Below are 21,266 nucleotides of genomic sequence, written 5' to 3' on the forward strand. Positions count from 1 at the left end.
TAGCCTATTGAACCTGCCGTGGAGCAGGGACTTTCATTGCTGCAATAGTTAAGCCTGCCATTATGACACCAAACCCTAGCGCTGTTGGCTGCGCCCACTGCCCTTGCGCTACTGCCTGGAAGCTAACGCTAACCATAAGCCATGGCAATATATTAGTGAATCGCAAGCGTTTATAAGCCTGCAACAATATCTTCATACTCAACATCATGCGCGCTACAATCGCTGCAATGCCAAAAATGGCACCCATCTCGCCTATCATTCGGCCCCATTCGCCTTCAGAAATCAAAAAACCGTCAGATCGGCCAGTAAGCAACTTGGCACCGGCGTTGGTACCCATCCCTATGCCGAAGCCAAAAAAGGGCAGGTCTGAGTTGACGAAAGGCTCCAGTACACTGGCACCCATGCGATTAATGATGGTGTTGTTTATAGTACCTTCGCTTTCTTTTGCTGTATCAAAGCGTGCAGACAACACGTTGATTGCGTTATTGAAAAATTGCAGATTACTTAGTAAAGCCAAAATGATGGCCAACCCAATTATTGTAGCTAACATCCTACCAAGAATTTTCGGGGTGCCTGATACAGAGGCCAGGGCGAACAACCCAGTTAAAACAACTTGTATAAGCAAGCCACGACTTAGAGAAATGGGGATTGCGGATATGAGCGCAGCAGTAGCAGATATCAGCAATATCCGATTGATATTTTCCCCAATACTCAGCCAAAAATAAATGATAAAAACTGCAACGAATGAGAAGAACTGCGTATTACCCGTAGTGAAAGAAAAGGTACCGGGCGGCCTGAAATAACCAAGGGCACCGCTAAACCCCCCGCCTTGGGAATCTGCGCCTATACCTTTATTTACAAATGCCGATTGCGGGCTGTAAAACTGGATGAGTATAAGAAAAAACATCGGGATAGCCATCCACAGCACAATTTTTCCAATCTTAACAACGTCGTCTTTATCAAAAATCTTCCCGATTAAAAATATAAGTGGAAAGTGAAAAAGCAAGATCCGCGTGCCGTAAACAGCTACCACCAGGCTGTGATGCCCAACCAGGATAGCTGTAAAAAAGGCGAAGATGCCTATAAAACCAATCATATTAAGATAGTTGCTTGATGGCATGTACCCGTTGCGCCAGGCGGTAAAAAGCAGCCAGATAGCAACCGGATCACGCACTACCAGTAGCGGGGTAGCCAGTTGCGGAAGTACCCATTTACGCAGACTACCTTCAAAAATCAATAAGATGAAATATACCCATATCCCCTTCTTCAGCGATGCTACGATGGCTTCGTGATCGACCCGGCTCTGAAATTTCTGTGCCGAATCCAGGGTTACTACAGCTATATTGTTATCGGGGCTAGTACTCATTAATATCGATAGATTATGAAACCCTAAAAATAATCAATTATTGCGGATAATAGCACCAACTAATTGCTGCCCATACGCCGCCCAGGGCCTTTTTTGCGCCGTTGCCATTGCCGACCTACCAACGGCCTCAATAAGTTGGGGCTTCATCAATATATTTTCTATTGCGGCACGAAGGCTTTCGGTAGAGCCCGCTTCTATCAACCAACCATTCTCGTTATGGGTTATAATATCTGGTCCGGCGGTCCTATCGGTAGTTATTACCGGGGTACCTTGTGCCATGGCTTCTGTTATCACCAGCCCAAAACCCTCAAACAATGATGGGAAAAGCAACACATCGTTCTCTCTCATCAATTTTAAAACGGCTGCATGCGGCAAGCTTGGGATCCATAAGTGCTGCGCCAGGGCTTCGTTCAAAACAGCGCAATCATCAACCATTTTACTGCCTACCACTGTAAGCTGCACCCTGCTGCCAAATATTTTAACCGCTGCAAACAAATCGGCAATGCCTTTGCGCTGCGATAACCCTCCCACAAAAAGTAGTTTCAATGGCCTTGCAGCAGTAACGGTTTCATAGCTGCGTTCACCCAAAACCGGCGGGAAAGCATAAGGTATTACCTGTACTTTTGGCAAATTACCAGGGAAATACCCAAGCGTTTTTGCCGTGAAGCTGCTAGCTACGAAAATACTTTCGGCTAGTCGTAACTCCTCATCCTTACATTCGAGTTTGAGTTGCGAATCTCTCAAACCAGTTAGAGTTTCCGCCCAATCGGGCCAGCGTTCGCGTTCTGCTCCCAGCATTTCGCGTGCTGCGCGCCAATAGCCAATGGGCAAATCGTAAATGCATTTGATGCCTAGCTGTTTTGCCCTGGTAAAAGAATGCAGTGCACCATCTTCATAAGCATAAATGGCATCGGGTTTACTGCCATTTTTCAATGCGGACAATCTATCGGCCACTTTGTGATCAAGGCTACGGTACACAGCATCTACGCTGGCCCATCCGGTTTCGTGCTTTACAGCACTTTTCAGCCCCAGCCGTGGCAGTATCATCCGCCCCAGTTCGCGTAAGGGATGTGATACTATTTCATTTTGGGGAATGGGGTAAGTGCGCCGCAGCCACTCCTTCCTTACGCTGCCCGGCAGCACCTTTATCCAGGGCGAAGCAGGATCTGCAGCAACCGTGGTATCAAACTCGGCCAGCATGCCTTGTTGCGACAATGCATTTATCAATGCCCGTACAAATTCATTACCCGTTGGATGCGACAGTAATAACTTCATAAATACTAATCCAAACTACATTGGCTAAAATCCTTTATATACAACATCTTAATTTATCATAATGTCAATAGAATACAATTATAATCATTGAAGTTTTAATTACGAGCTTAATTAATATTTATTATAGCTTTTCGTGGGCGTTATAAAACGCGACTTCGGCCGCTTCGGGTTCCTTTTTAATAACCAGAAGCCTTTTAAAAAACCTTGTCCAAATATGGCGCTGCATTTCCATCACCCAACCCAGAAGCGATGCCATTATCAGCACTGTAATAAGCACCAGCGATAGTTGCACCAAATCATAACTTTTATAGCCGAACAGTGCACGCCATAACACAAGCAACGGAAAATGGAGCACATAAAGTGGGAAGGTGAGGTCTGCCGCCTTACGGAATACTGTAGCAAATTTAAAATCGGCAATGAGTTGGTTGCCAGTAGGTAAAATCCACAAGGCAGCTCCGATAAACAACCCAACTATCCAATCGGTTACAAACTGGTTTGCATAAAATAAAGGTTTGTAGCCTATCTTATAAGGTATAAAAGGCACGTAAACAACAGCCAGCCATGCACTAAAACAACCTATAAATACCAAACACCATGCGATAGCTACTTTTAGAGTAGGCCGGGGTATTATATAGGCCGCATAGCCCAAAAGCCACACAGGCATCATTGCTAAAATTTTTGGACCAGCAATTAAAACTGCTGCAACTGGCAACAAAAGTGTTTTCAGCCCTCCCTTACGAAAAAACCAAAGCCCAAAAATGGCATAATACCAAAACTCGAAACTTAATGACCAAAGTGAAATGTTTATCGGCGGCGCACCCGAGAAAAACCAAAGCTCGTTCATAAAAAGCCCGGAGACCAGGTAGCGCACCCATTCATGCCCACGCGAGTAGGTTGCAAAGAGTGCCGGGTTAACTTCCTTAACAATTACCGCCATAATTGCAGTAATTACGAGTGCCGGTATAACGATGGAGCATAGCCTACTCAAACGCGCCTGGGCATAAAGGATAGCACCACGATTCCTGCTGATTGTGGTATGCGCTATTACGTAACCCGATAATACAAAAAAGATAACCACGGCGGCATGCGATGGTTCCCCAGGCTCATATTGCGGATGGGCTAGCTTTGGGAACCACATATCAAACGCGTGAATGTATAAAACCGTTAAGGCAGCACCGATGCGCAATGCATCTAAAAAGATGCTTGAATTACCTATGATAACGCGTGGTTTTATATTTATCATTTTGTTTGTTTGGCGGTTTGATGCTGTAAGTTATTAAATCTGCTTTATTTAAGTTCAATCCATTGACCCATGTTGGTTCAACGCCTTGTTCATCACCTCCAAATTCTTCTCGCCGAAGTATCGCTTACGGGCCTCCTGCCAATCGGCATGCGAAGGTTGTAAGGCACTTATGGCTTCAAGCAATTCGAAGCCCTTTTGCTTATCAGCAGCGCTCCAAATAGCACCTAGTTTTGTGGTGCCCAGGAACTCGGCCAAGGTACTGTCAGAAGGCCCGTGACCAAATATGGGGCGAGCCGCTTGCAAATAGCTGCTTAGTTTGGTTGGAAGGCTGGTTTTAGAAAAAGTATGCAGTGCCTTGCTTAGGGGGTACATGCAATATACAAAATGGCATTTAGCCAATTGGGGTATTACCTTTTCCTCGGGCAAAGTATCGTAAAATTTAATATTGGCCTGCAATGCAGCAGGCACATCTGCAGGCTTTAAATGGCAGCCCCACATTTGCAGTATTACCGTTTTGTGTTGTTGCTGATAAAACGCCTTTGCCAAGGCCAGAAAGGCAAACAAATCTTTCTTATCGTAGATGGAGCCGATATGGCCTATCAAAATACTATCCCCGGTTTCTGGTTCAGGGGTAAACAATATGGTGCTCTCAAGCAGATAGCGGTGGCAGACCTCGCCACGGCGGGCGCTTAAGCCCCGGTAATAATTACGCATGCCCCCACTGATCAAATCGAAAGAGGGTACTGTTTTTAAGGCCTTAACTGTCAGTTTTTTTGCGGCGCCGCCCATCAGCCGGTAACGTACCGAACGGGCGCAAAGGGCACCAGCCCAATCATCGTGAACGGTCATATGCACTGGCCGCTTATGCTGGCGCACAGCAAGTTCAATCGCAATGCGCAGCCCCTCGTTGTGCGATACTATCCAGTAACTATCGCAAGGTATATTCAGCAGCTTTTGGTACAGCTCATCAATAAAAGGCAATTTGCCACCGTTGAGCATCTTGCGCGTTTGAGTAATATCTTTTAGCATAGCCCCCCCCATCAAAGCCGGGCCTAGGTACCCGCTTTCGTAACCTACCACCGGGCCGCTGCCAATATAATACCAGCGCACATCAAGGCCGGGCAGGTTGGCCAACAAGCTACGCAATATGGCACCGCCGCCCCCCACGTTTGGGGCATGCGCTGTAAAAAGGCATATTTTGGGTTTTCTCATCAAGTGTCTAGTCCGCTTTATAGTTATCTAATGCCATGGCAAATTTAATTGACAGGGCGGTAACATCTGTGCCATAAGGCGTAAAAATGCTGCTGGAAATACAATCCTCAAAGTTACCAGGGATGTATTCCGTTACACCCGGTGGTACAGCCGGCCGGGCAACACTGCGAGGTGTCCAGGGTTTGGAAACAGATATTACGGGCAAGCCGTGTTCGCGCATGGCCGCATAAGAGCCGCTTTTCTCTATCACCGCCAATGCCGTTGCCGATAGGCCAATGGTGGAGGCCGAGAGTATCTCCGAAATGCGCTCCGGCAACAACTCTTTATAAAGATGCAGGGTTAAGCCGACCTTCTTCCATTCGTTTGCCCATCTTTCCTGCTCGCTGTTGCCGCGACCCATAATGGTAAGGCTGACAGCTGCTTGATGTGTTTGCTGGTATAAGGCCACCTCCCGCGCGAAAGCGGCGATTGGTGCCCTATCATGTATTGCGCCAAACACCACAAAATCCAACCTTTCTTTTGGTGTCCGCTCTTGCCCGGCCTCCGAAGTTACGGGTATATTGCCATAAAGCGGCAGGTACCCGGCTTCGAAACCTATTTTTGCCAACAATGTTTGGTACAGTGCGGTTTGGGTATGGATAAGCGCAGGCTTAAGGTTTGCTGCCAGCGATTTGATAAGCATACGCTGCGCCTTGCCCCACCACTTCAGCTTCTGCGATTCTTCTTCGGCTATGCCCACCCAAAGCTCGTGGAACATGATATGCCACCTACGGCCATGGCCCAGCCCGAGCAACAATTTGCTCAGACCAGTCATCAATCCCTTGGGGTGATAGCCAAAAGGCACAAACTGTAAGCTAAGCCATTCGGGGTTGAACCCATCCACCCAGATTTTAGCCAGCGCGAACCTTTGTTTTATTTGTATGGCCGATGAAAGACGCATTACAGGTACATCTACGCCATCCGCCTGCTGTGTGCCCACATGTTGTTCCGCTATATGCCGATCGGCAAGCGATAACACCATACAGTTATGACCGGCCTTAATCAAAGCCGCCGCCAGCCGGCGCGAATAATCGCCAACGCCATCGTGTCCCGGCTCTAAAGAGCTGCATATAAAAACTATCTTAATTTTTTTTGCCATGAGGCTAAAAGAGCACTGTTAATTTCAGGATTAAATAAAATACATTACGCTAAACGAAAACAATATTCACAAAAAATCGTTATTTTATGAATTGTATCGTAAAATTTACCTTTTCGTTAATTGCATTCAAAAGCGATTTAATACATTTGCGTTGCATATCCCTAATTATACTGCTATTGTTTAAGTAAAAGCAAATACTTTAACATCTAAACTGTACAAAATACAGTATATACTATTATGCAAAAACCGTTTCTCTATTGCGATTGCTGCGGTCAGCCCTTTCATTACAAAAAGCCTTTGCCACTTTTATTAAAGCCGGTTGCCTTTTTTGTGCCTATTCAAAGGCTTTTCTGCGCTAAGTGCCTTACTTCGAGCTATAAAATCATCAGCCACAAAGAGTTTAACAAATACCATGTTTAATATAGCGGCTTATTACTATCCGTTTGCAACTTGCCGCCAAAAACGTTCCTGTATATGTGTCAAACTAAACTGCTCTTTCGCCAGCGTTTTGGCGTTGGAAGATATAACTGACTGCTTCGCCAGCAAACTCAAAATATCCTCCGCCAGTGTTGCAGCATCTAAACTACCGCAACACACCGCCGCGACATTTTTGGTTAGCAAATTGCACGCGGCACTATCCTCTGGACCATGGTACAATATAGCACCAGCCCCGCCCAAATAGCCTACCATTTTTGTAGAAAGACTATATAAGTAAAAATCGGGCCGGGTAAACTTAATAGGCAAATATAGTATAGCGCTCTTATCCAATTCGTGTTTCAACTCGGCATCATCCAACGTCATCGGGCGGTAATCGGTCTTAAACGTGCGATTTTCTAAAAAGGGCATGTGTTGCGTAGCCCTCAATATTAATTTGAACTGATGCCCCTGAGCCACCAACAAGTCAAGTGAATCGGCAAGTACTTTAAACAAGGGGATATAGTCCAGATGCAACAGCCCCGCAAAGTAAACGGCCATAGGTTGCTTATTATCCTGCTTTGGCACGCTCACTTCATTGTTGGCTACGCCATCAGTAATTAGTTCGTAATCGGCCTTGCCAAAAATTCGGCAGTACTCATTTCCCAATTCTTCTGATATTACCAGCCTGCGGTCGGCCCGTTTCCAAAGGGCTTGGCAGTTTTCTGCCAGGCCATAGGTTGTAGAAAAATGGTCGTGAAAGGATACCCAAAGTGCTTTGTTTTTGCAGAAGGTATCGTTACATAAGGCGGCCGAAAAGGGCCCATGGTCTACCACGTGCAGTATCTCATAGTCAATCTGGGCGGCGGCCTGCTGTATTTTTTTGATTGTGGATGCCTTAAACAACCCGTATCTGAGCCAGGTGCGGAAATTGCGCACTTTCCAGCGGGCCCATTTGCGTACCAGAGGCGCAGCAAATACAATTACTTCGGCAATGGCGCCATGGCGCGTGTGCAAACGGCTTTCCTCTACAACTAAAGATACCACATCCTTTTCGCGGCCCATAAATAAGCGGCGCAGGATGCGGTTTCCGCCGCCATTGGAGTATAAAGAGAATGGCTGATAGGTTAATAGCTTCACAAGGTATGTTTATATGTGAGTGCCTTGCGCTGCCACTATCTGCCTTATGGTTTCTTCCAGGGAAATAGTAATATCCCATGTTGGATAATGCGTGCGCATTTTATCGAGATTAGAAATGTAGCACATATGGTCGCCTATGCGATTCTCATCTACATATTTATAAACCTGTTCTTTGCCGGTAAACTTCTCGGCAATTTTAAAAGCTTCCCAAATAGAGCAGGAGTTGGCGCGACCACCGCCTATGTTGTACACCTCGGCAATGCGTGGCGTAGCAATAAAGGCATCAATAAAGCTGGCTACGTCGTAAGAGTGGATATTATCGCGCACCTGCTTGCCTTTGTAGCCAAACACTTTGTATTCGCGCCCCTCTACGTTGCATTTAACCAAATAACTTAAAAAGCCATGAAGCTCCACGCCCGAATGATTTGGCCCGGTTAGGCACCCCCCACGCAGGCAGCAGGTAGGTATGCCGAAATAGCGGCCATACTCCTGCACCATAATATCCGCTGCCACTTTAGAGGCACCGAACAGCGAGTGCTTACTTTGGTCGATAGAAAACTCCTCGTTAATACCATCGGCGTAAAGGGGGTCGGCATAATCCCAGCGGGTTTCTAATTCAACCAAATCAATGGTGTTTGGCCTGTCACCATACACCTTGTTGGTGCTCATGTGCGCAAAAGGTGATTCGGGGCAGGTTTGCCTTACGGCTTCCAGCAGGTTTAAGGTGCCTACTGCATTGGTATCAAAATCATCGAAAGGAATCGCAGCTGCGCGATCGTGCGACGGCTGAGCGGCGGTATGCACAATGGCGTGGGGTTTCACCTCTTTCATTAATGCAAGCACGCCCGCACGATCGCGAATATCTACTTCGTGATGGATGAATTTCGCACCCAGATCGGTTTGGATGCGGTTTTGGTTCCAGCGGGTATCGCCCTGCGCGCCAAAGAACACAGCACGCTGGTTATTGTCTACGCCATGTATTTCCCAGCCAAGCGCTGCAAAATGACAACAAACTTCTGAGCCTATTAAGCCGGACGACCCGGTTACCAGTAATTTTTTAGCTGAATTTGCCATAGTATTTAAGCAAAGGTTATGTATGTTGTATGTTAAAATAAATTTTGGCCCGGGTTATCCGTTCACAACGGCTTGCCAAACCCCACGCATTGGCATCGAGCCAACTTCATCTACCACTAACTTTTGGGCATTTTTTAAAATCCGGGCAACAAGCTGCGGATTGCGCAAGTACTTAAAGCCATCCCTGATGGCGTTTTCTTCTGTGGATACTACCGTAATGGCGGCATCGTGCTCATCAAGATAAGCAATCATGGCCGCGTATGCCGGCCCTACGGCCAATATGGGTACGCCGCAAGCCAAATACTCGCTCATTTTGGTAGCGATGTTAAACTCCGACATATTACGCATTTTTTGCTTAAAACTGATGGGCAAAAGCACCGCGTCATAATTTTGCATATGGGCCAGCACCAACTCCGGTGCTACGCTACCTTTAAAATGCAACCCATCAACCTCCAGTTCGGCGGGCAGTTTCTCAATGCCGGAGTAAATATCCAGTTGCACATCGGTACCTTTAAGTGCGGCAGCAACTGCTGCTAAAGCATCTTTTTGCCAGGCAGCAACAGCACCAAAGTAGCCTATTTTTAAAGAGCCTTGCTTTACCTCGAATTGCCCCGCACCCTGTAACAGGCCGGATGAACCGAACAATACGGTAGATACCACCCCAAAACGCTCTTTGTAGAAGCGTTGCATAGTGGGGCTTATCACCAACACTTTCTCCGCCCCGCGCAGGTGCCTGGCAAAAACACCTTCCGTCCCCTCGGGGTATTGCCAACGGTCATCAACATACCGTACCAGGTGGTCGTCCATCACCCAGGTGATGTACTTTACCTTCTTCCTCTTTTTTAAAGCCTCCAGAGCGAAGATGGCATTGGCCCCCTGCGGACAAACCAAGCCGGTAATTACTTGTTTATCATTAAATATCGCCGCCATTTTGCGAGCAGCCATATTGGCCCGCGTTTGTATTGCCCAAAGCATCATGCTTATTTTTGATGCCCGCGAACGCCCGATAAGTTTTCGCATAAAATCTGATTCCCATACGGATAGTAAATCCTTACTCCGTTTCAGGAATTCGTTCCTGGCGGGTAAATCAGCAGCGAAACGGTTTACATGAATAAAATGGGCAATATCGTCCAAATCATCGCCCAGGATGCGCTGTAGGGTTAATCCACCTCCGTGCTTATCCGATACCGACATCTCCGAAAGATAAAAATCAAACTTCATCAATTTTCTCCTTTCTCGTTAAGCTTTTGATGTTGATGTACTTGCTCCAGAAATCGAGGTGCTTGGCCCAGGCATGGCAGCCCAGTGGCAGTGCTCCTTTATTTAACTGAAGCGATTCATCAAGATTATATTCGAAGCTGAAGCCCAAGGCACTCATCGGGTCGGCTACGGCAAATGATGGCACCAACTTTGGTATCACCTCAGACCATATCAAATCTTCGTTTAAATGAAAGTTAGCGAAGTTGAATGCAAATCGCCCCGTCACGAAAACCTCGTATCTGCCGTTGGTCCACTCGTTAACTTTTTTACGCAAGCGCGATGAATGCAGCAACGACAATCTGTAAAGCAACCATTGCCAGCGAAGCCCGCTCACCACCTGCAATGCTTTGATGCAAGCCTGTATATTACGTACAGAAAAGCCCGAGTTGCAGCCCTTCATGAATTTAGCACCGGGCCGCGCCGCCCAGTACCCTTCAAAAAACGGTGCACCAATATAATCGAACGCAAAAGCCTTTGCGGCGTCGAAACCATCATTAAAAATAAAGGCATCCAGCTCGTAAGTAAGCATATACTCATACCTAGCAAACAATTGATAAAAGCCGGTGCTTACCTTCATTTTATTATATTTTTCTATAGACGAAAGCCAATCGGGGTTAACCGGGTGCAACAGCAAACCTGCGTGTAACGCCGTGTATGCTTTAGTATCCATCCCTTCCGGGTATAGCAGGTAACAATGGTACCCACTTAAATGTGCTTTACAGGCAGCCAGGGATATTGCCTCGTCTGCTGAAATAGCCGACTTATGCACCGGTATTATTACACACATTTTTGTTGTTGCGGGCATTGGCTGTTGCTAGAATATTCGTTCCACTATCTTCGTGAGCCTGTTCCTTATTTTTTCCCTAAGCGGGCGTGCCGCAAACATCTTCAGTTCCTGCACCAGAAACTGTTCCTGGTAAAAGGCAGGTATTTCTTTTACTTTATCAGCGCCAGCGGCTTTCAGGCTCGTGTAATATTCATCCACCACTTCGGCAATGTCGGGCCGGTTGAAGCGATTGTAACGGGTATTATACTTGCAAAGCACCATTGGCGTTGCATAGCGGTAGCTGCTGAAGTGGAAAAACACCAGCGGGTATTTACCGTTTACGGTGTATCCATCGCCGCTTTTGGCTAGCGTACGCTCGTGCCAGTTCCAGTTGGCCACGTTATAGCCATAATGTTTCAGGATATGGTAATTATCGAACATCACCGGGATATAGTTGGCCCATATCTGATCGTAAAACATGCCCTTATCCCAATTGGTATAGCCATAAACCAACAGGCGTTCGCCCCACCAGTTCAAAAACTTATCCAGTTCGGTGCCTTTGGCCAGGCCTAAAAAGCCAAGGTTGAAAATACCAGTGCGCAGCGTGTAAAAGTCGCTGGGTATCTTCCCATCGTCAACCGGGTTCATCAGGTGCGGGGTTAATACAAAAGTGTGTTTCTGCAGTGCCTCCCAAACATCCGTCATCGGCGCATATACTTTTATATCCGGGTCGATGTAAACAACCGTGTCGTATTGCTTAAAAAAATACTTGAAAACAAAAGGTTTTACCGTGGTGCAAAGCTCCGCAAGGCTAAATTTCAGGCTGAGGGCATCTATATCCAAATCAACCAGTTGGTCTACAAAAAGAATACTATCGCCACAAAACTCATCGTAATCAAGCACCGGCGATTTCTTATCTACCAAAACAATAAATAAGCGGGTATCGGGGTGATGCTTTGTAAAACTCTCCTTTAACACCTTTGCCGAAGCCAGGTAATTATTAGCACATATGGTATAAGCTACCTTCATTTATCTCTATGTTGTTTTAAGGCTTATGCCTCAACCATTTTTATAATTTTCGCAGGTACGCCACCTACTACGGCGTTGGCTGGCACATCCTTAGTAACTACCGCATTGGCACCTATTACGGCGTTTCTGCCCACGCGCACGTTGGGCATAATACAGGCTCCCTCGCCTATCCAAACGTTATCTTCTATAATTACCGGCCCGCGCGAAACCAAAGACCTCTTTATGGGCGGCAAGGCAAAATGTTCGGTAGTGGTTTCGCCATGACTATGGTCGCTAATGTAAATGCGGCTGGCCATTAGCACATGGTTGCCTATAACTACTTTATTAATGCAGCCGATGTGTACATCGGTACCCATGCTTACCCATTCGCCAATAGTAAGTTCGGGCTTAAAATCTTGCATTTCGTATTTATCCCACGCCTCCAGACGAAGGTTGTACAACGCCGAAAATTTTTTTCCGATAGAGATATATTGCGGGTTTTTAATGATGGCCTGCAAAGGCAGGGTGCATTTTTCTCCGCGGTATTTAAGCTTGCCATATATGGCTAATTCGCGGGCATCGTTGGTACGGCCGGTGTATGAGCCCGACTGAATTACTTTATAAAATATCTTGCCGATAAAATTATTGAGTGCTGACATTTCAAAGTTAATTACTAACCAATAGGCCGAGTGAATAAATTTCCAATAGTAAGCCTTAGAATATTGGAGGCTGATGTTTTATCAACTTTTTTATCTGCTGTTTTATTAAAAAAAACAGCAGCCCTTTCAGTTGTCTCCTAAAACACGCATATTTAAAGTACTTTTTAATATTATTTTTCAATTCCAAGTTAAACCAGGCAGGCATCTCAACATCAGTATATAACCTGTAGTAAGCATTAAACGAGTCATTAAAAATACGCTGGCGGTATTCCTTTAAAAACCCTTTACTCGCTCCATTACGCTCAAACAAATCGGTAAGCTCTAACACCCTTGTTGCTAACAATAACTCCCACTGGTGAAACCAATCCTGGCTTCCTACAAAAAAAGCCAAATATGGATGATTTACATAGTAAACCTTGCTTCGCATTAACTGAGCACTTAGTACTACGCTGTGAGGGAACGTGTTTGATAATACTTCGAAAGTACCGGTTGTTTGATATCCAATGAAGTTATCCTGCCAGATTTTTTTTTTGAAAATAAAACTGGAAATACACGTAAACAAAGCGTTTTGAGTTGTATAGCCTAAGATCGCTTCGCCGTTTGGAAGCAATTCATCTTGCCCGTGCCGACACATCAAGCTACCTTGTTTAACAGGCAGTTTCTCTTTTATTTCGTCGCGGATTTCGTCTGATTCAAATGTATGATTTAAATAAAATACATTAATATCCTGATTTTCCCGTATCAAATTAAGATAGTGATTTACACCGCCTTCTCTTATCAAATCGTCGTCGCCGAGTATCCAGCAATATTTGCCTTTTGCCAACTCGTTACCGATTTTTAATATATTGTTGTTTGCACCTATATTTTTATCATTACAAGAATAATCTATCAGCATGCCATTGTTACGGTAAGCATCAACAAGCTTTTTGGTATCGTCTGTTGACTGATTATCCGAGATAACAATTTGCACCTCCTCCTTGTTCAAGCCATTGAGCTGGTTAGCAATACAATTCAGGAGTCCGTCGAGTAGTTTACAGCGATTATAAGTAGGGATGCCTATGGTTAATAATACTTCGTCCATATATCGCTGTTTTTAAAATCTATCTTACCAACCTATGGCAATTACATACGTTCGGTACTCCAATACAACCGGGGCCTTACTATTCCCCACCATTCGCCGGTATACTCTTTGCGCATAGCACCAGTTTCTTCCATTGAGAACGAAAGCACTTCTTCAGCAATCCCTAAATCGTCCATGTTTTCCGGAACTAAAAAAGCATTTATCGAATAGTTTTTGGTATTCAAAAAGCTGGGGGGAATTTTACAAATCGATTTATATTTCCCTTTCACAAGCGGCTTCCCGTAAAACTCATCCACATTTATGGTGGCCGATGGCCCGTTAAACGTTGAGAAAACACAGGTGCCCATATTATCAATTAAATGGATACTTGCAGACAAAATGGTATTATCAACTAGTATCTCATATTCAAATTCAATAACTACTTCTTCGTCTGTTGCGAAATTTGTTGTTATACCCCTTTTTGATGATACCAGCCTTAAAGCGCAAAAAATTGCACGGCTACAAAACTTTTTAACCTGTATATCGGCACCTAAAACTTCGGCCTGGCTCTCTTTTCCCGAATTAATGTATTTATCGATAATCACCCGCGTGTCATCGTAATCCTGCAACAGCCCATGCTTCAGTAAAAGGGATTTATTGCAAAGGTTATTTATGGCCGCCATATTATGGCTAACGAAGAGTACCGTACGGCCTTCGCCCTTGCTCACCTCACCCATTTTACCGAGGCATTTCTTCTGAAACTCGGCGTCGCCTACGGCCAGCACCTCATCTACAATGAGTATCTCGCTCTCCAGATGCGCGGCCACTGCGAAAGCCAACCGCACATACATACCACTGCTGTAACGTTTTACGGGCGTATCTATATAACGCTCTACTCCCGCAAAATCTACGATGGCATCGAAGTGTTTTTTTATCTCGTGCTTGCGCATGCCCAAGATAGCCCCGTTCAGGAAAATATTCTCTCTCCCGGTAAGCTCCGGGTGAAAACCTGTACCAACCTCCAGCAAACTTGCCACGCGGCCCATAATTTTAACCGAACCCACTGTGGGTACCGTTACCCTACTAAGTACTTTAAGCAAGGTACTTTTACCTGCGCCGTTGCGGCCTATAACGCCAACGGCATCGCCTTTTTTTATTTCGAAGTTTATGTCTTTCAAACTCCAAACCACATCGCTGCTGCCAGCGGTAGAGCGGTCGTTGGTTTCGCCTACGCGTAAAAAGGGATCTTCTTTCCCTCGCAGCAATGCCCACTTGCGTTCAATATCACGACTAAGAGTGCCGGTGCCAAAATCGCCCAGCTGATACGCTTTAGATAAATTCTCAACTTTTATAGCAATATCGCCCATAGCAAAAATTAAACGGTATCAACAAAATCTTTTTCTACCTTATTAAACACAATCAAGCCAAGCAGGCATATGACCAAGCTCGAAACAACGCTATATGCAAAAGCATCGGCATAAAAATGGCCCGAGCCCGTAAAACCATACCTGAAAGTTTCTATCAAACCGCTCATAGGGTTATACCTGATAATGCCGTGATATTTATCCAACGCGGTCGACAATGGATAGATAATGGGCGTAGCATACATTGCCAATTGCATACCAAAAGTTACCACAAAAGCCAAATCGCGGTATTTGGTAGTTAGCGCAGTTACGATGAGACCAAGGCCAAGACCAAGCAGGGCCATAAGCAGCATAATAACCGGAAACAGCAGTATATACCAGTTTGGTAAAACGGGTTCTTTGGAGCCCAGAAATTTATACTTAACTAAATAAACCCCAAAAACGATAACGAACAAGCCAAATTGCACCGAGAATTTCACGAGGTTAGAGACTACTATACTTAGCGGCATAATCAACCTGGGGAAATACACCTTGCCAAATATGCTGGCGTTATCCCTAAATACCGTAGACGTTTTGGTGAGGCAGTCAGAAAAATAGTTCCAGGCTATGGTGCCAGCCATATAAAACAATGCTTGCGGCGCGGCACCTGTTTCTATATGAGCCAGCTTACCAAATACGAATGTGAAAACCACTGTCGTAAATATAGGCTGGATAAAAAACCATAGCGGCCCCAGAATGGTCTGCTTGTAAAACGATACAAAATCGCGGCGTACCAGCAACCAAAGTAAATCGCGGTAGTTCCAAACATCCTTTAAATGAAGATTAAAAACGGTATCATGTGGTTTAATTTCCAGATCCCACTCCTGATGTGACGTATTTTGCTCCATTAGATTTTATTACTGTAAGTCGTCTTTCGCATATTAAGCCGAGTGGCCTTTAATTTTGCGATTTGTTAGTCTTCTTTTTGGCCGGTTTCTTAAAAATGGCCGAAATCAGCCCGCTTATGCCTCTTTTGCTCTTGTCGTCTTCCTGGGTGTAACCGTAGCCGTAACCGTAGCCATAGCCGTAGCCGTAGCCATAGCCATAGCCATAACCGTAGCCGTAGCCGTAACCTGCGCCATAACCCTGGCCATAGCGGCCTAATATCCCACGTAGCTTTAAGCCGTTGAAGATTATATTAATGTTACTTAGTTCTCTATTGGCGTAAATATGATCAATGAGGTTTAAGTAGTACTTAGGCGTATACTTGTGCCTTACCATGTATAAACAAGCATCAACATATTTGTTCAGTATCTTGGCATCGGTAACCAAACCAATAGGTGGCGAATCAATCAACACGTAATCGAAATCGGTTTTGATTTTTTCCATCAGCACATCCAGCCTACCGTTCAACATCAGCTCGGTAGGGTTTGGTGGTATGGTTCCGGCAGGTAGTATAACCAGGCCAGGGATATCCCTGTCTTGCATAGAAATGCATATCTCTTCGTAAGTTGCCAGCCCTGCCATATAATTACTGATACCCGGCTCTTGGCTAATTTCCAGCATCTTGCTAATTTTAGGCTTGCGCAAGTCAAACTCAAGTATAACTACTTTTTTGCCCGTTAACGCCAAACTTACAGCAAGGTTAATGGCTGTGAAACTCTTTCCCTCGCCTGATATAGAAGAGGTAACTAAAATCGTTTTTTTATCGCCCTGTATGCCTATGAAGTTAAGAGAGGTACGTAATGCCCTAAATTGCTCTGCAATAACGGTTCGGCTGCCGTCTTTGATTACCAGAGTTTCGCCACTATCATCGTGCAAAATCTCTGCCAGTACGGTAGCGTCAGTCCTCCGTTCAATCTCCGAGCGGAACAGCACCTCCTGGTTGTACTGCTCTCTTACCAATACAAACAAGATACCTATGATAACGCCAATAGAAAGGCCAACCAGATAAATGTTTACAGGTATAGGCTTTACCGGAGTTCCCTTGCTTTCGGCATAATTTATAATGCGGCTATCTGCTACAGCTGCAGCCTGCGATAGTGCAACCTCTTCGCGCTTGGTTAGCAGCAAGGTGTAAATATTGTTTTTGATAGCCTGTTGACGGCTTATCTCCAAATACTTGCGTTCTTTTTGAGGTACACCACGCAATTGCGACGAATTGACACTGCCCTCCGTTTTTAAACGGCCTTGTGTAGTGAGCAAGTTTTGGCGTAGCGCATTTAAGTTCTCAAGCAACCCCGGTTTTATTTGATTAATACGCTCCTGAACGGCGGCTACGGGTGGCGAGTTCTCGCCGGCAGTTTGTCGCAGGTTAGTCAGCTCTAGCTCGGCAGCGTACAATTTATCAAGCAATTGCAGCAATATAGGGTCTTGTATGCCCAAGGTAGAAGGTACCGTACCGATAGTGTTACCCTTGCGAACAATATATTTTTCTATCTCGGCAAGTACATCCAGCTGTATTTGAATCTGTGCCAACTGGGTGGTGTTTTCCCTGGCGTTTTCTATATAGTTACGCCCTTCAGCCGTTAAATCTACTATACCCTGGCTTTGGCGATAATCCTGCATTTCGCCCTCTACTCCAGATAGTTCTTTAGTTACCAGTACCAAACGGTCGTTAATAAACTTTAGCGTATTTTGAGCTGTCTGCGTTTTTTCGGTAATGCCCGCTTCATTGTAAACACGTACCAGATTATTAAGAATATCCTCGGCCCTGAGAGGTACCTGATCTACCAATTTAAGCGATATCAGCGACGATGCCTTTACTGCAGCCGCTACAACCAACGCGCTTTGCGCGAATTTGGCAGCCGTTTTTATGTTACGTATCTGAATATAATAATCGCCCTTAGTAGATATCGGTTTATCCTGCTTTACTGGGTTAATGATAAAATCGCCATAGGGGGTACGCACGGGCGAACCCAGCGCATAATCTTTGCCGGCAATCTTTACTGAATTTTTTGTTGGAAGGTACTCGAACGCGATAGGCAAGTCTGGCGAGTTCTTCAAATCCTCGGGATTGAGGGCGATAAATTTAACTGGGCTAGGATAAATCAAGATATCGCGCAAAGCACCTTTGTTATATACATTTACGTACAAGCCCAAATCCTTAACTACCTGCTCCATCAGTACGCGAGATTTCAACACCTCCATTTCGTTGTCTACAGATTTAGCGCCATTGGCCAAACCTAAGGCTTCCAGCACATTAGCACCATCTGCCGACCCACCCCTCGAATCTTTAAGCAAAATAGTTGTGTTTGACTCGTAGATAGGTGTTTGGTAGTGAATATAGAAATAACTAATGGTGAGCGATACTACGATAGTAAATACGAATATCGGCCAAAAGGGCAAGTACCTGAACGCTATAGCACCAACTGCGTTTTTTGAAGTGGTTCCTTCAAACGGATTGGTGACATTGGTAGACTGGGTAGTGTTTTTCATTAACAGGACAAGTGTTATTTTTTGATAAACTGTAGGTAGATAACAATCAAAAGCGAAGCTGTGCTAAAAAAGTAAGGTATCAACTGGGTGGTACGATCAGATGATGCGGCCTTTGCACTATTTGGTTCTACGTAAATAATGTCCTCATTTTGCAGGTTATAAATACCTTTATCAAACAATTGGCTTTCGTTAAGACTAAATCGCGTCCAGGTACGCTTGCCGTCTACTTCTCTTATGAGTAGCACATTATTACGTTTACCAAAACTAGTAAGATCGCCTGCCGAAGCCAGGGCTTCGGGTAGTGTAATGCGTTCATTTGGCACAGAAATCACCCCTGGGCGTCCAACTTCACCTAAAACCGTAACTTTAAAATTTACAATCCTTACATTAACGATAGGGCTTTTGGCTAACTGATTATCTAACAAATTTGTTGTGATAAAATTGGCAAGTTGTATCTTAGTAAGACCTTCTGCCTTTACTGTGCCCAATAAAGGCAACTTGATGTTACCTGTTTCATCAACCAGATAACCACTTACCCCACCCTGTCCCGAATTTATCGCCGTAGCCGAATTTAAAATAGCCGTAGTTATCTGATCAGGCGTTGAAATATTTATCTGCAACAAGTCTCCTACGTTGATCTTTGCCTCTAACCGCTGTTCATTTATTGTAGCCGAGCTATCCCGCTGGATGTTATTAAAATAAGCCAGCTTACGACCGCTGATGCAAGAACTTAGCATTAATGACGCTACAAAGGCCAGCGAAATGGCAAGCAAAGAGTAGGTGTTTTTTTTCATAAATATTACAGCGATGAAGCCACTATACAATTTAAAATAACTATAGCTTGTTGCAAACTTAAAAATAATTAAGCAATATTATTTTACTTTTTTAATGCAATAGACTTATTTTCTAAAAATAATAAAATTCAATGTGTTCTTTATCTTAAAATAATTAGCTTAGAATAAACCAGTATCTGACGCGGCCAAATCTAATTTGATGCGCTAATTTAGTTTATTTTCTCAGTATTTTCTTAACCCTGTCGCGCACGCTGTTTTTATATAACTTAGCCCTGCGCACCCAATTATGCGCCTTAGCCGAAACGTAATTATCGGCACGCTCGATAAAGTTTTGCGGGCTGGCATGTAGCGGTATCAGCGTTTTAGTTAGATATCCCTGAAAGTGCAGCGTATAAAACTTATAGTATAGCGGCTCGCTTTTGCTATCCATAACTTTTGCGTACAGCCCATCCTTACGCCGGTGCATCTTCTTTATTTTGGTGCCGGCTGTAGTTTCAAAATAATGCGTGCAGCCATTAAAGGGCACATTTACATTAAAATCAAAGCTAATGTCTTCGTTTTCCAGCGAAAGTAAATTGAGGGTATTGGGTTTTACTTCGGTACGGAAAACATCCAGAAGGATCATATCAGATACGTTTTTGTTATCCAAAAATTTACCGGCCAGCGTATCTTTCAACACCAACTCAAACGCAAGCTTATCGGCATACCTGGCTAAAACAAAACTGCAAAATTCGTTGATCAGTTTGGCATTCCAAAAAGAAGTGTGACCGGATGTTACACTCCGCTCGTCCAGTTCAAAAAACATCATAGTGCCATCGTACTTATCTTTGATGTATTTTTGGTAAATGGGCTTCAGGTCCTGCAGAATCAACACGTCGCAATCGGCATGCACAAAATGCGCTATGCCGCGTTCACGGGCAATATCGTTTATAATGAACCACCTGTCGAAACAGGCTTTCTCAAAAAAAAACGGATTGACGGAGTGGTGCTCATAAACCTTATCAAACTCCTTTACGCCTTTAGTGTACTTAGAAACATCGATGCAATTGTAATTACGGTAGTCGGCAAAATTGGTATCGGTAAGTACGTAAACGTTATCCCTACCGTTCGATTGCACGGCCTGCTTCAGTATCTTGTCGAAAAACAAGCTGGTGTTTTCGCCTAATTGCAAAAAGAAAACAGGCAATTCCGGCTGTACTATTTGTGCAGGATGCGCCGTATCTTTTAGTTCCATTCGATAGGTATTTTGAACAAAAATAATATTTTCGGTCGTCAAAGCAATAGCGCCTGGAGGGTGTCGAGGTATAATAGCGTTGTAACCACATAAAATAATTCGCCTTGCCGCTATAAACTATCCAAAGAATTTTTAGGTTTGGAACATCCGGAACGATAGCACACTACCATTTTTGCGTGCCGGATTAAACGTAAATGCAGCATGTATTGGTACGAAGATGATATTAAAGGCCTCGAAAGGAAAAGCCTGAAAGCAGGCTACAGCGCCGAAACTGTTTTTTACGGCAGTTCCTCGGTACGCCTGTGGACTACACTTAACGAGGATTTTGCAGACCTCAACCCTACTAACCTTGGTTTCGGAGGCTCTACACTGGCGGCATGCGTTTGGTTTTTTGATAGGGTGATGACTAACTACAACCCAAAGCGATTAGTGATATATGCCGGCGATAACGACCTTGGCGATGGCCGCCACCCCGAGGAGGTGTTTATTTTTTTTCAACAAATGGTAGTAAAGGCAAACCAGCGCTTTGGCAATATCCCTTGCTATTTTATTTCGCTTAAGCCAAGCATAGCCCGCTGGCCTATGTCAGATCAGTTTAAGTACACCAACAATATCATCGAGAACGAACTGATAAAACGGGGCAACAACTGGCAATTCATAGATATTTTTAAGCCCATGCTGGATGCTAACGGCTACCCACAGAAAGGCCTGTTTGCGGCCGACGGCCTGCACCTGAGCAGTGCTGGATACCAGGTTTGGAAGCAGATTATCAGGGGTAAAATTATTGTCGATAGTTAACTTGTTATTTATCTGCAGGTAACATACAGTAAAGATATTTCGGC

General features: G+C 44.7%; 18 protein-coding genes. 1 reads left to right on the plus strand and 17 read right to left on the minus strand.

The genetic code is table 11. The annotated features are described in order from the left end of the window. Nucleotides 1–4: 4 nt before the first annotated feature. The 17 genes from E2R66_RS07340 to E2R66_RS07420 form a co-directional block, all read right to left on the minus strand. On the minus strand, nucleotides 5–1,366 hold the full coding sequence (locus E2R66_RS07340; protein WP_133228249.1) for a hypothetical protein: 1,362 nt from the start codon (nucleotides 1,364–1,366) through the stop codon (nucleotides 5–7). A 33-nt stretch (nucleotides 1,367–1,399) separates the two neighbouring features. After that, on the minus strand, nucleotides 1,400–2,641 hold the full coding sequence (locus E2R66_RS07345; protein ID WP_133228247.1) for a glycosyltransferase family 4 protein: 1,242 nt from the start codon (nucleotides 2,639–2,641) through the stop codon (nucleotides 1,400–1,402). 121 nt (nucleotides 2,642–2,762) lie between these two features. Then, a complete protein-coding gene (locus E2R66_RS07350) occupies nucleotides 2,763–3,884 on the minus strand; it encodes an acyltransferase family protein (RefSeq protein WP_133228245.1) in 1,122 nt (373 codons plus the stop codon). A 54-nt stretch (nucleotides 3,885–3,938) separates the two neighbouring features. Beyond that, nucleotides 3,939–5,096, minus strand: a complete 1,158-nt coding sequence (locus E2R66_RS07355) for a glycosyltransferase family protein (RefSeq protein WP_133228243.1) — start codon at nucleotides 5,094–5,096, stop codon at nucleotides 3,939–3,941. 7 nt (nucleotides 5,097–5,103) lie between these two features. Further along, nucleotides 5,104–6,234: a glycosyltransferase family protein gene (locus tag E2R66_RS07360; protein WP_133228241.1), complete on the minus strand. Its 1,131-nt coding sequence runs from the start codon at nucleotides 6,232–6,234 to the stop codon at nucleotides 5,104–5,106. A 435-nt stretch (nucleotides 6,235–6,669) separates the two neighbouring features. Continuing rightward, on the minus strand, nucleotides 6,670–7,788 hold the full coding sequence (locus tag E2R66_RS07365) for a glycosyltransferase family protein (RefSeq protein ID WP_133228240.1): 1,119 nt from the start codon (nucleotides 7,786–7,788) through the stop codon (nucleotides 6,670–6,672). Nucleotides 7,789–7,797: 9 nt separating this feature from the next. Further along, nucleotides 7,798–8,862 (minus strand): NAD-dependent epimerase/dehydratase family protein, encoded by a 1,065-nt coding sequence (locus E2R66_RS07370; RefSeq protein ID WP_133228238.1) that lies wholly within the window; start codon nucleotides 8,860–8,862, stop codon nucleotides 7,798–7,800. 54 nt (nucleotides 8,863–8,916) lie between these two features. Beyond that, nucleotides 8,917–10,083 carry a glycosyltransferase family protein gene (locus E2R66_RS07375; RefSeq protein ID WP_133228236.1) on the minus strand — a complete coding sequence of 389 codons (1,167 nt, stop codon included), beginning with the start codon at nucleotides 10,081–10,083 and terminating at the stop codon, nucleotides 8,917–8,919. After that, nucleotides 10,073–10,927, minus strand: coding sequence for a DUF5672 family protein (locus E2R66_RS07380; protein ID WP_134737912.1), 855 nt, complete (start codon nucleotides 10,925–10,927; stop codon nucleotides 10,073–10,075). Before E2R66_RS07380 ends, E2R66_RS07375 begins: the two co-directional genes overlap by 11 nt. 9 nt (nucleotides 10,928–10,936) lie before the next feature. Continuing rightward, complete coding sequence (locus E2R66_RS07385; protein ID WP_133228233.1) at nucleotides 10,937–11,917, minus strand: glycosyltransferase family protein; 981 nt, start codon at nucleotides 11,915–11,917, stop codon at nucleotides 10,937–10,939. A gap of 23 nt (nucleotides 11,918–11,940) precedes the next feature. Continuing rightward, the gene (locus E2R66_RS29200; protein ID WP_204985884.1) at nucleotides 11,941–12,555 is read right to left on the minus strand and encodes an acyltransferase; all 615 of its coding nucleotides are present in this window, start codon (nucleotides 12,553–12,555) and stop codon (nucleotides 11,941–11,943) included. Between the two features lie 55 nt (nucleotides 12,556–12,610). Continuing rightward, nucleotides 12,611–13,636 (minus strand): glycosyltransferase family 2 protein, encoded by a 1,026-nt coding sequence (locus E2R66_RS07395; protein WP_133228231.1) that lies wholly within the window; start codon nucleotides 13,634–13,636, stop codon nucleotides 12,611–12,613. Between the two features lie 41 nt (nucleotides 13,637–13,677). Beyond that, nucleotides 13,678–14,982: an ABC transporter ATP-binding protein gene (locus E2R66_RS07400; protein WP_133228229.1), complete on the minus strand. Its 1,305-nt coding sequence runs from the start codon at nucleotides 14,980–14,982 to the stop codon at nucleotides 13,678–13,680. An 8-nt stretch (nucleotides 14,983–14,990) separates the two neighbouring features. After that, nucleotides 14,991–15,866 (minus strand): ABC transporter permease, encoded by an 876-nt coding sequence (locus tag E2R66_RS07405; RefSeq protein ID WP_133228227.1) that lies wholly within the window; start codon nucleotides 15,864–15,866, stop codon nucleotides 14,991–14,993. A 49-nt stretch (nucleotides 15,867–15,915) separates the two neighbouring features. Further along, nucleotides 15,916–18,396 carry a GumC family protein gene (locus E2R66_RS07410; protein WP_133228225.1) on the minus strand — a complete coding sequence of 827 codons (2,481 nt, stop codon included), beginning with the start codon at nucleotides 18,394–18,396 and terminating at the stop codon, nucleotides 15,916–15,918. A gap of 14 nt (nucleotides 18,397–18,410) precedes the next feature. Next, the gene (locus tag E2R66_RS07415) at nucleotides 18,411–19,190 is read right to left on the minus strand and encodes a polysaccharide biosynthesis/export family protein (RefSeq protein ID WP_133228223.1); all 780 of its coding nucleotides are present in this window, start codon (nucleotides 19,188–19,190) and stop codon (nucleotides 18,411–18,413) included. A gap of 214 nt (nucleotides 19,191–19,404) precedes the next feature. Continuing rightward, nucleotides 19,405–20,424: a hypothetical protein gene (locus tag E2R66_RS07420; protein ID WP_133228221.1), complete on the minus strand. Its 1,020-nt coding sequence runs from the start codon at nucleotides 20,422–20,424 to the stop codon at nucleotides 19,405–19,407. Nucleotides 20,425–20,625: 201 nt separating this feature from the next. On the opposite strand from E2R66_RS07420, the gene E2R66_RS07425 reads away from it, so the two are divergent. Further along, nucleotides 20,626–21,222, plus strand: coding sequence for a GDSL-type esterase/lipase family protein (locus tag E2R66_RS07425; protein WP_133228219.1), 597 nt, complete (start codon nucleotides 20,626–20,628; stop codon nucleotides 21,220–21,222). The last annotated feature ends 44 nt before the right edge of the window (nucleotides 21,223–21,266 follow it).

The organism is Mucilaginibacter psychrotolerans, from assembly GCF_004519315.1.
Classification (GTDB): domain Bacteria; phylum Bacteroidota; class Bacteroidia; order Sphingobacteriales; family Sphingobacteriaceae; genus Mucilaginibacter; species Mucilaginibacter psychrotolerans.

Bases quoted from the DNA above. Each gene is read 5' to 3' on its own strand.
- E2R66_RS07340 (WP_133228249.1), bottom strand. From the start codon at position 1,366: ATGAGTACTAGCCCCGATAACAATATAGCTGTAGTAACCCTGGATTCG.
- E2R66_RS07345 (WP_133228247.1), bottom strand. From the start codon at position 2,641: ATGAAGTTATTACTGTCGCATCCAACGGGTAATGAATTTGTACGGGCA.
- E2R66_RS07350 (WP_133228245.1), bottom strand. From the start codon at position 3,884: ATGATAAATATAAAACCACGCGTTATCATAGGTAATTCAAGCATCTTT.
- E2R66_RS07355 (WP_133228243.1), bottom strand. From the start codon at position 5,096: ATGAGAAAACCCAAAATATGCCTTTTTACAGCGCATGCCCCAAACGTG.
- E2R66_RS07360 (WP_133228241.1), bottom strand. From the start codon at position 6,234: ATGGCAAAAAAAATTAAGATAGTTTTTATATGCAGCTCTTTAGAGCCG.
- E2R66_RS07370 (WP_133228238.1), bottom strand. From the start codon at position 8,862: ATGGCAAATTCAGCTAAAAAATTACTGGTAACCGGGTCGTCCGGCTTA.
- E2R66_RS07375 (WP_133228236.1), bottom strand. From the start codon at position 10,083: ATGAAGTTTGATTTTTATCTTTCGGAGATGTCGGTATCGGATAAGCAC.
- E2R66_RS07380 (WP_134737912.1), bottom strand. From the start codon at position 10,927: ATGCCCGCAACAACAAAAATGTGTGTAATAATACCGGTGCATAAGTCG.
- E2R66_RS07385 (WP_133228233.1), bottom strand. From the start codon at position 11,917: ATGAAGGTAGCTTATACCATATGTGCTAATAATTACCTGGCTTCGGCA.
- E2R66_RS29200 (WP_204985884.1), bottom strand. From the start codon at position 12,555: ATGTCAGCACTCAATAATTTTATCGGCAAGATATTTTATAAAGTAATT.
- E2R66_RS07395 (WP_133228231.1), bottom strand. From the start codon at position 13,636: ATGGACGAAGTATTATTAACCATAGGCATCCCTACTTATAATCGCTGT.
- E2R66_RS07400 (WP_133228229.1), bottom strand. From the start codon at position 14,982: ATGGGCGATATTGCTATAAAAGTTGAGAATTTATCTAAAGCGTATCAG.
- E2R66_RS07405 (WP_133228227.1), bottom strand. From the start codon at position 15,866: ATGGAGCAAAATACGTCACATCAGGAGTGGGATCTGGAAATTAAACCA.
- E2R66_RS07410 (WP_133228225.1), bottom strand. From the start codon at position 18,396: ATGAAAAACACTACCCAGTCTACCAATGTCACCAATCCGTTTGAAGGA.
- E2R66_RS07415 (WP_133228223.1), bottom strand. From the start codon at position 19,190: ATGAAAAAAAACACCTACTCTTTGCTTGCCATTTCGCTGGCCTTTGTA.
- E2R66_RS07420 (WP_133228221.1), bottom strand. From the start codon at position 20,424: ATGGAACTAAAAGATACGGCGCATCCTGCACAAATAGTACAGCCGGAA.
- E2R66_RS07425 (WP_133228219.1), top strand. From the start codon at position 20,626: ATGTATTGGTACGAAGATGATATTAAAGGCCTCGAAAGGAAAAGCCTG.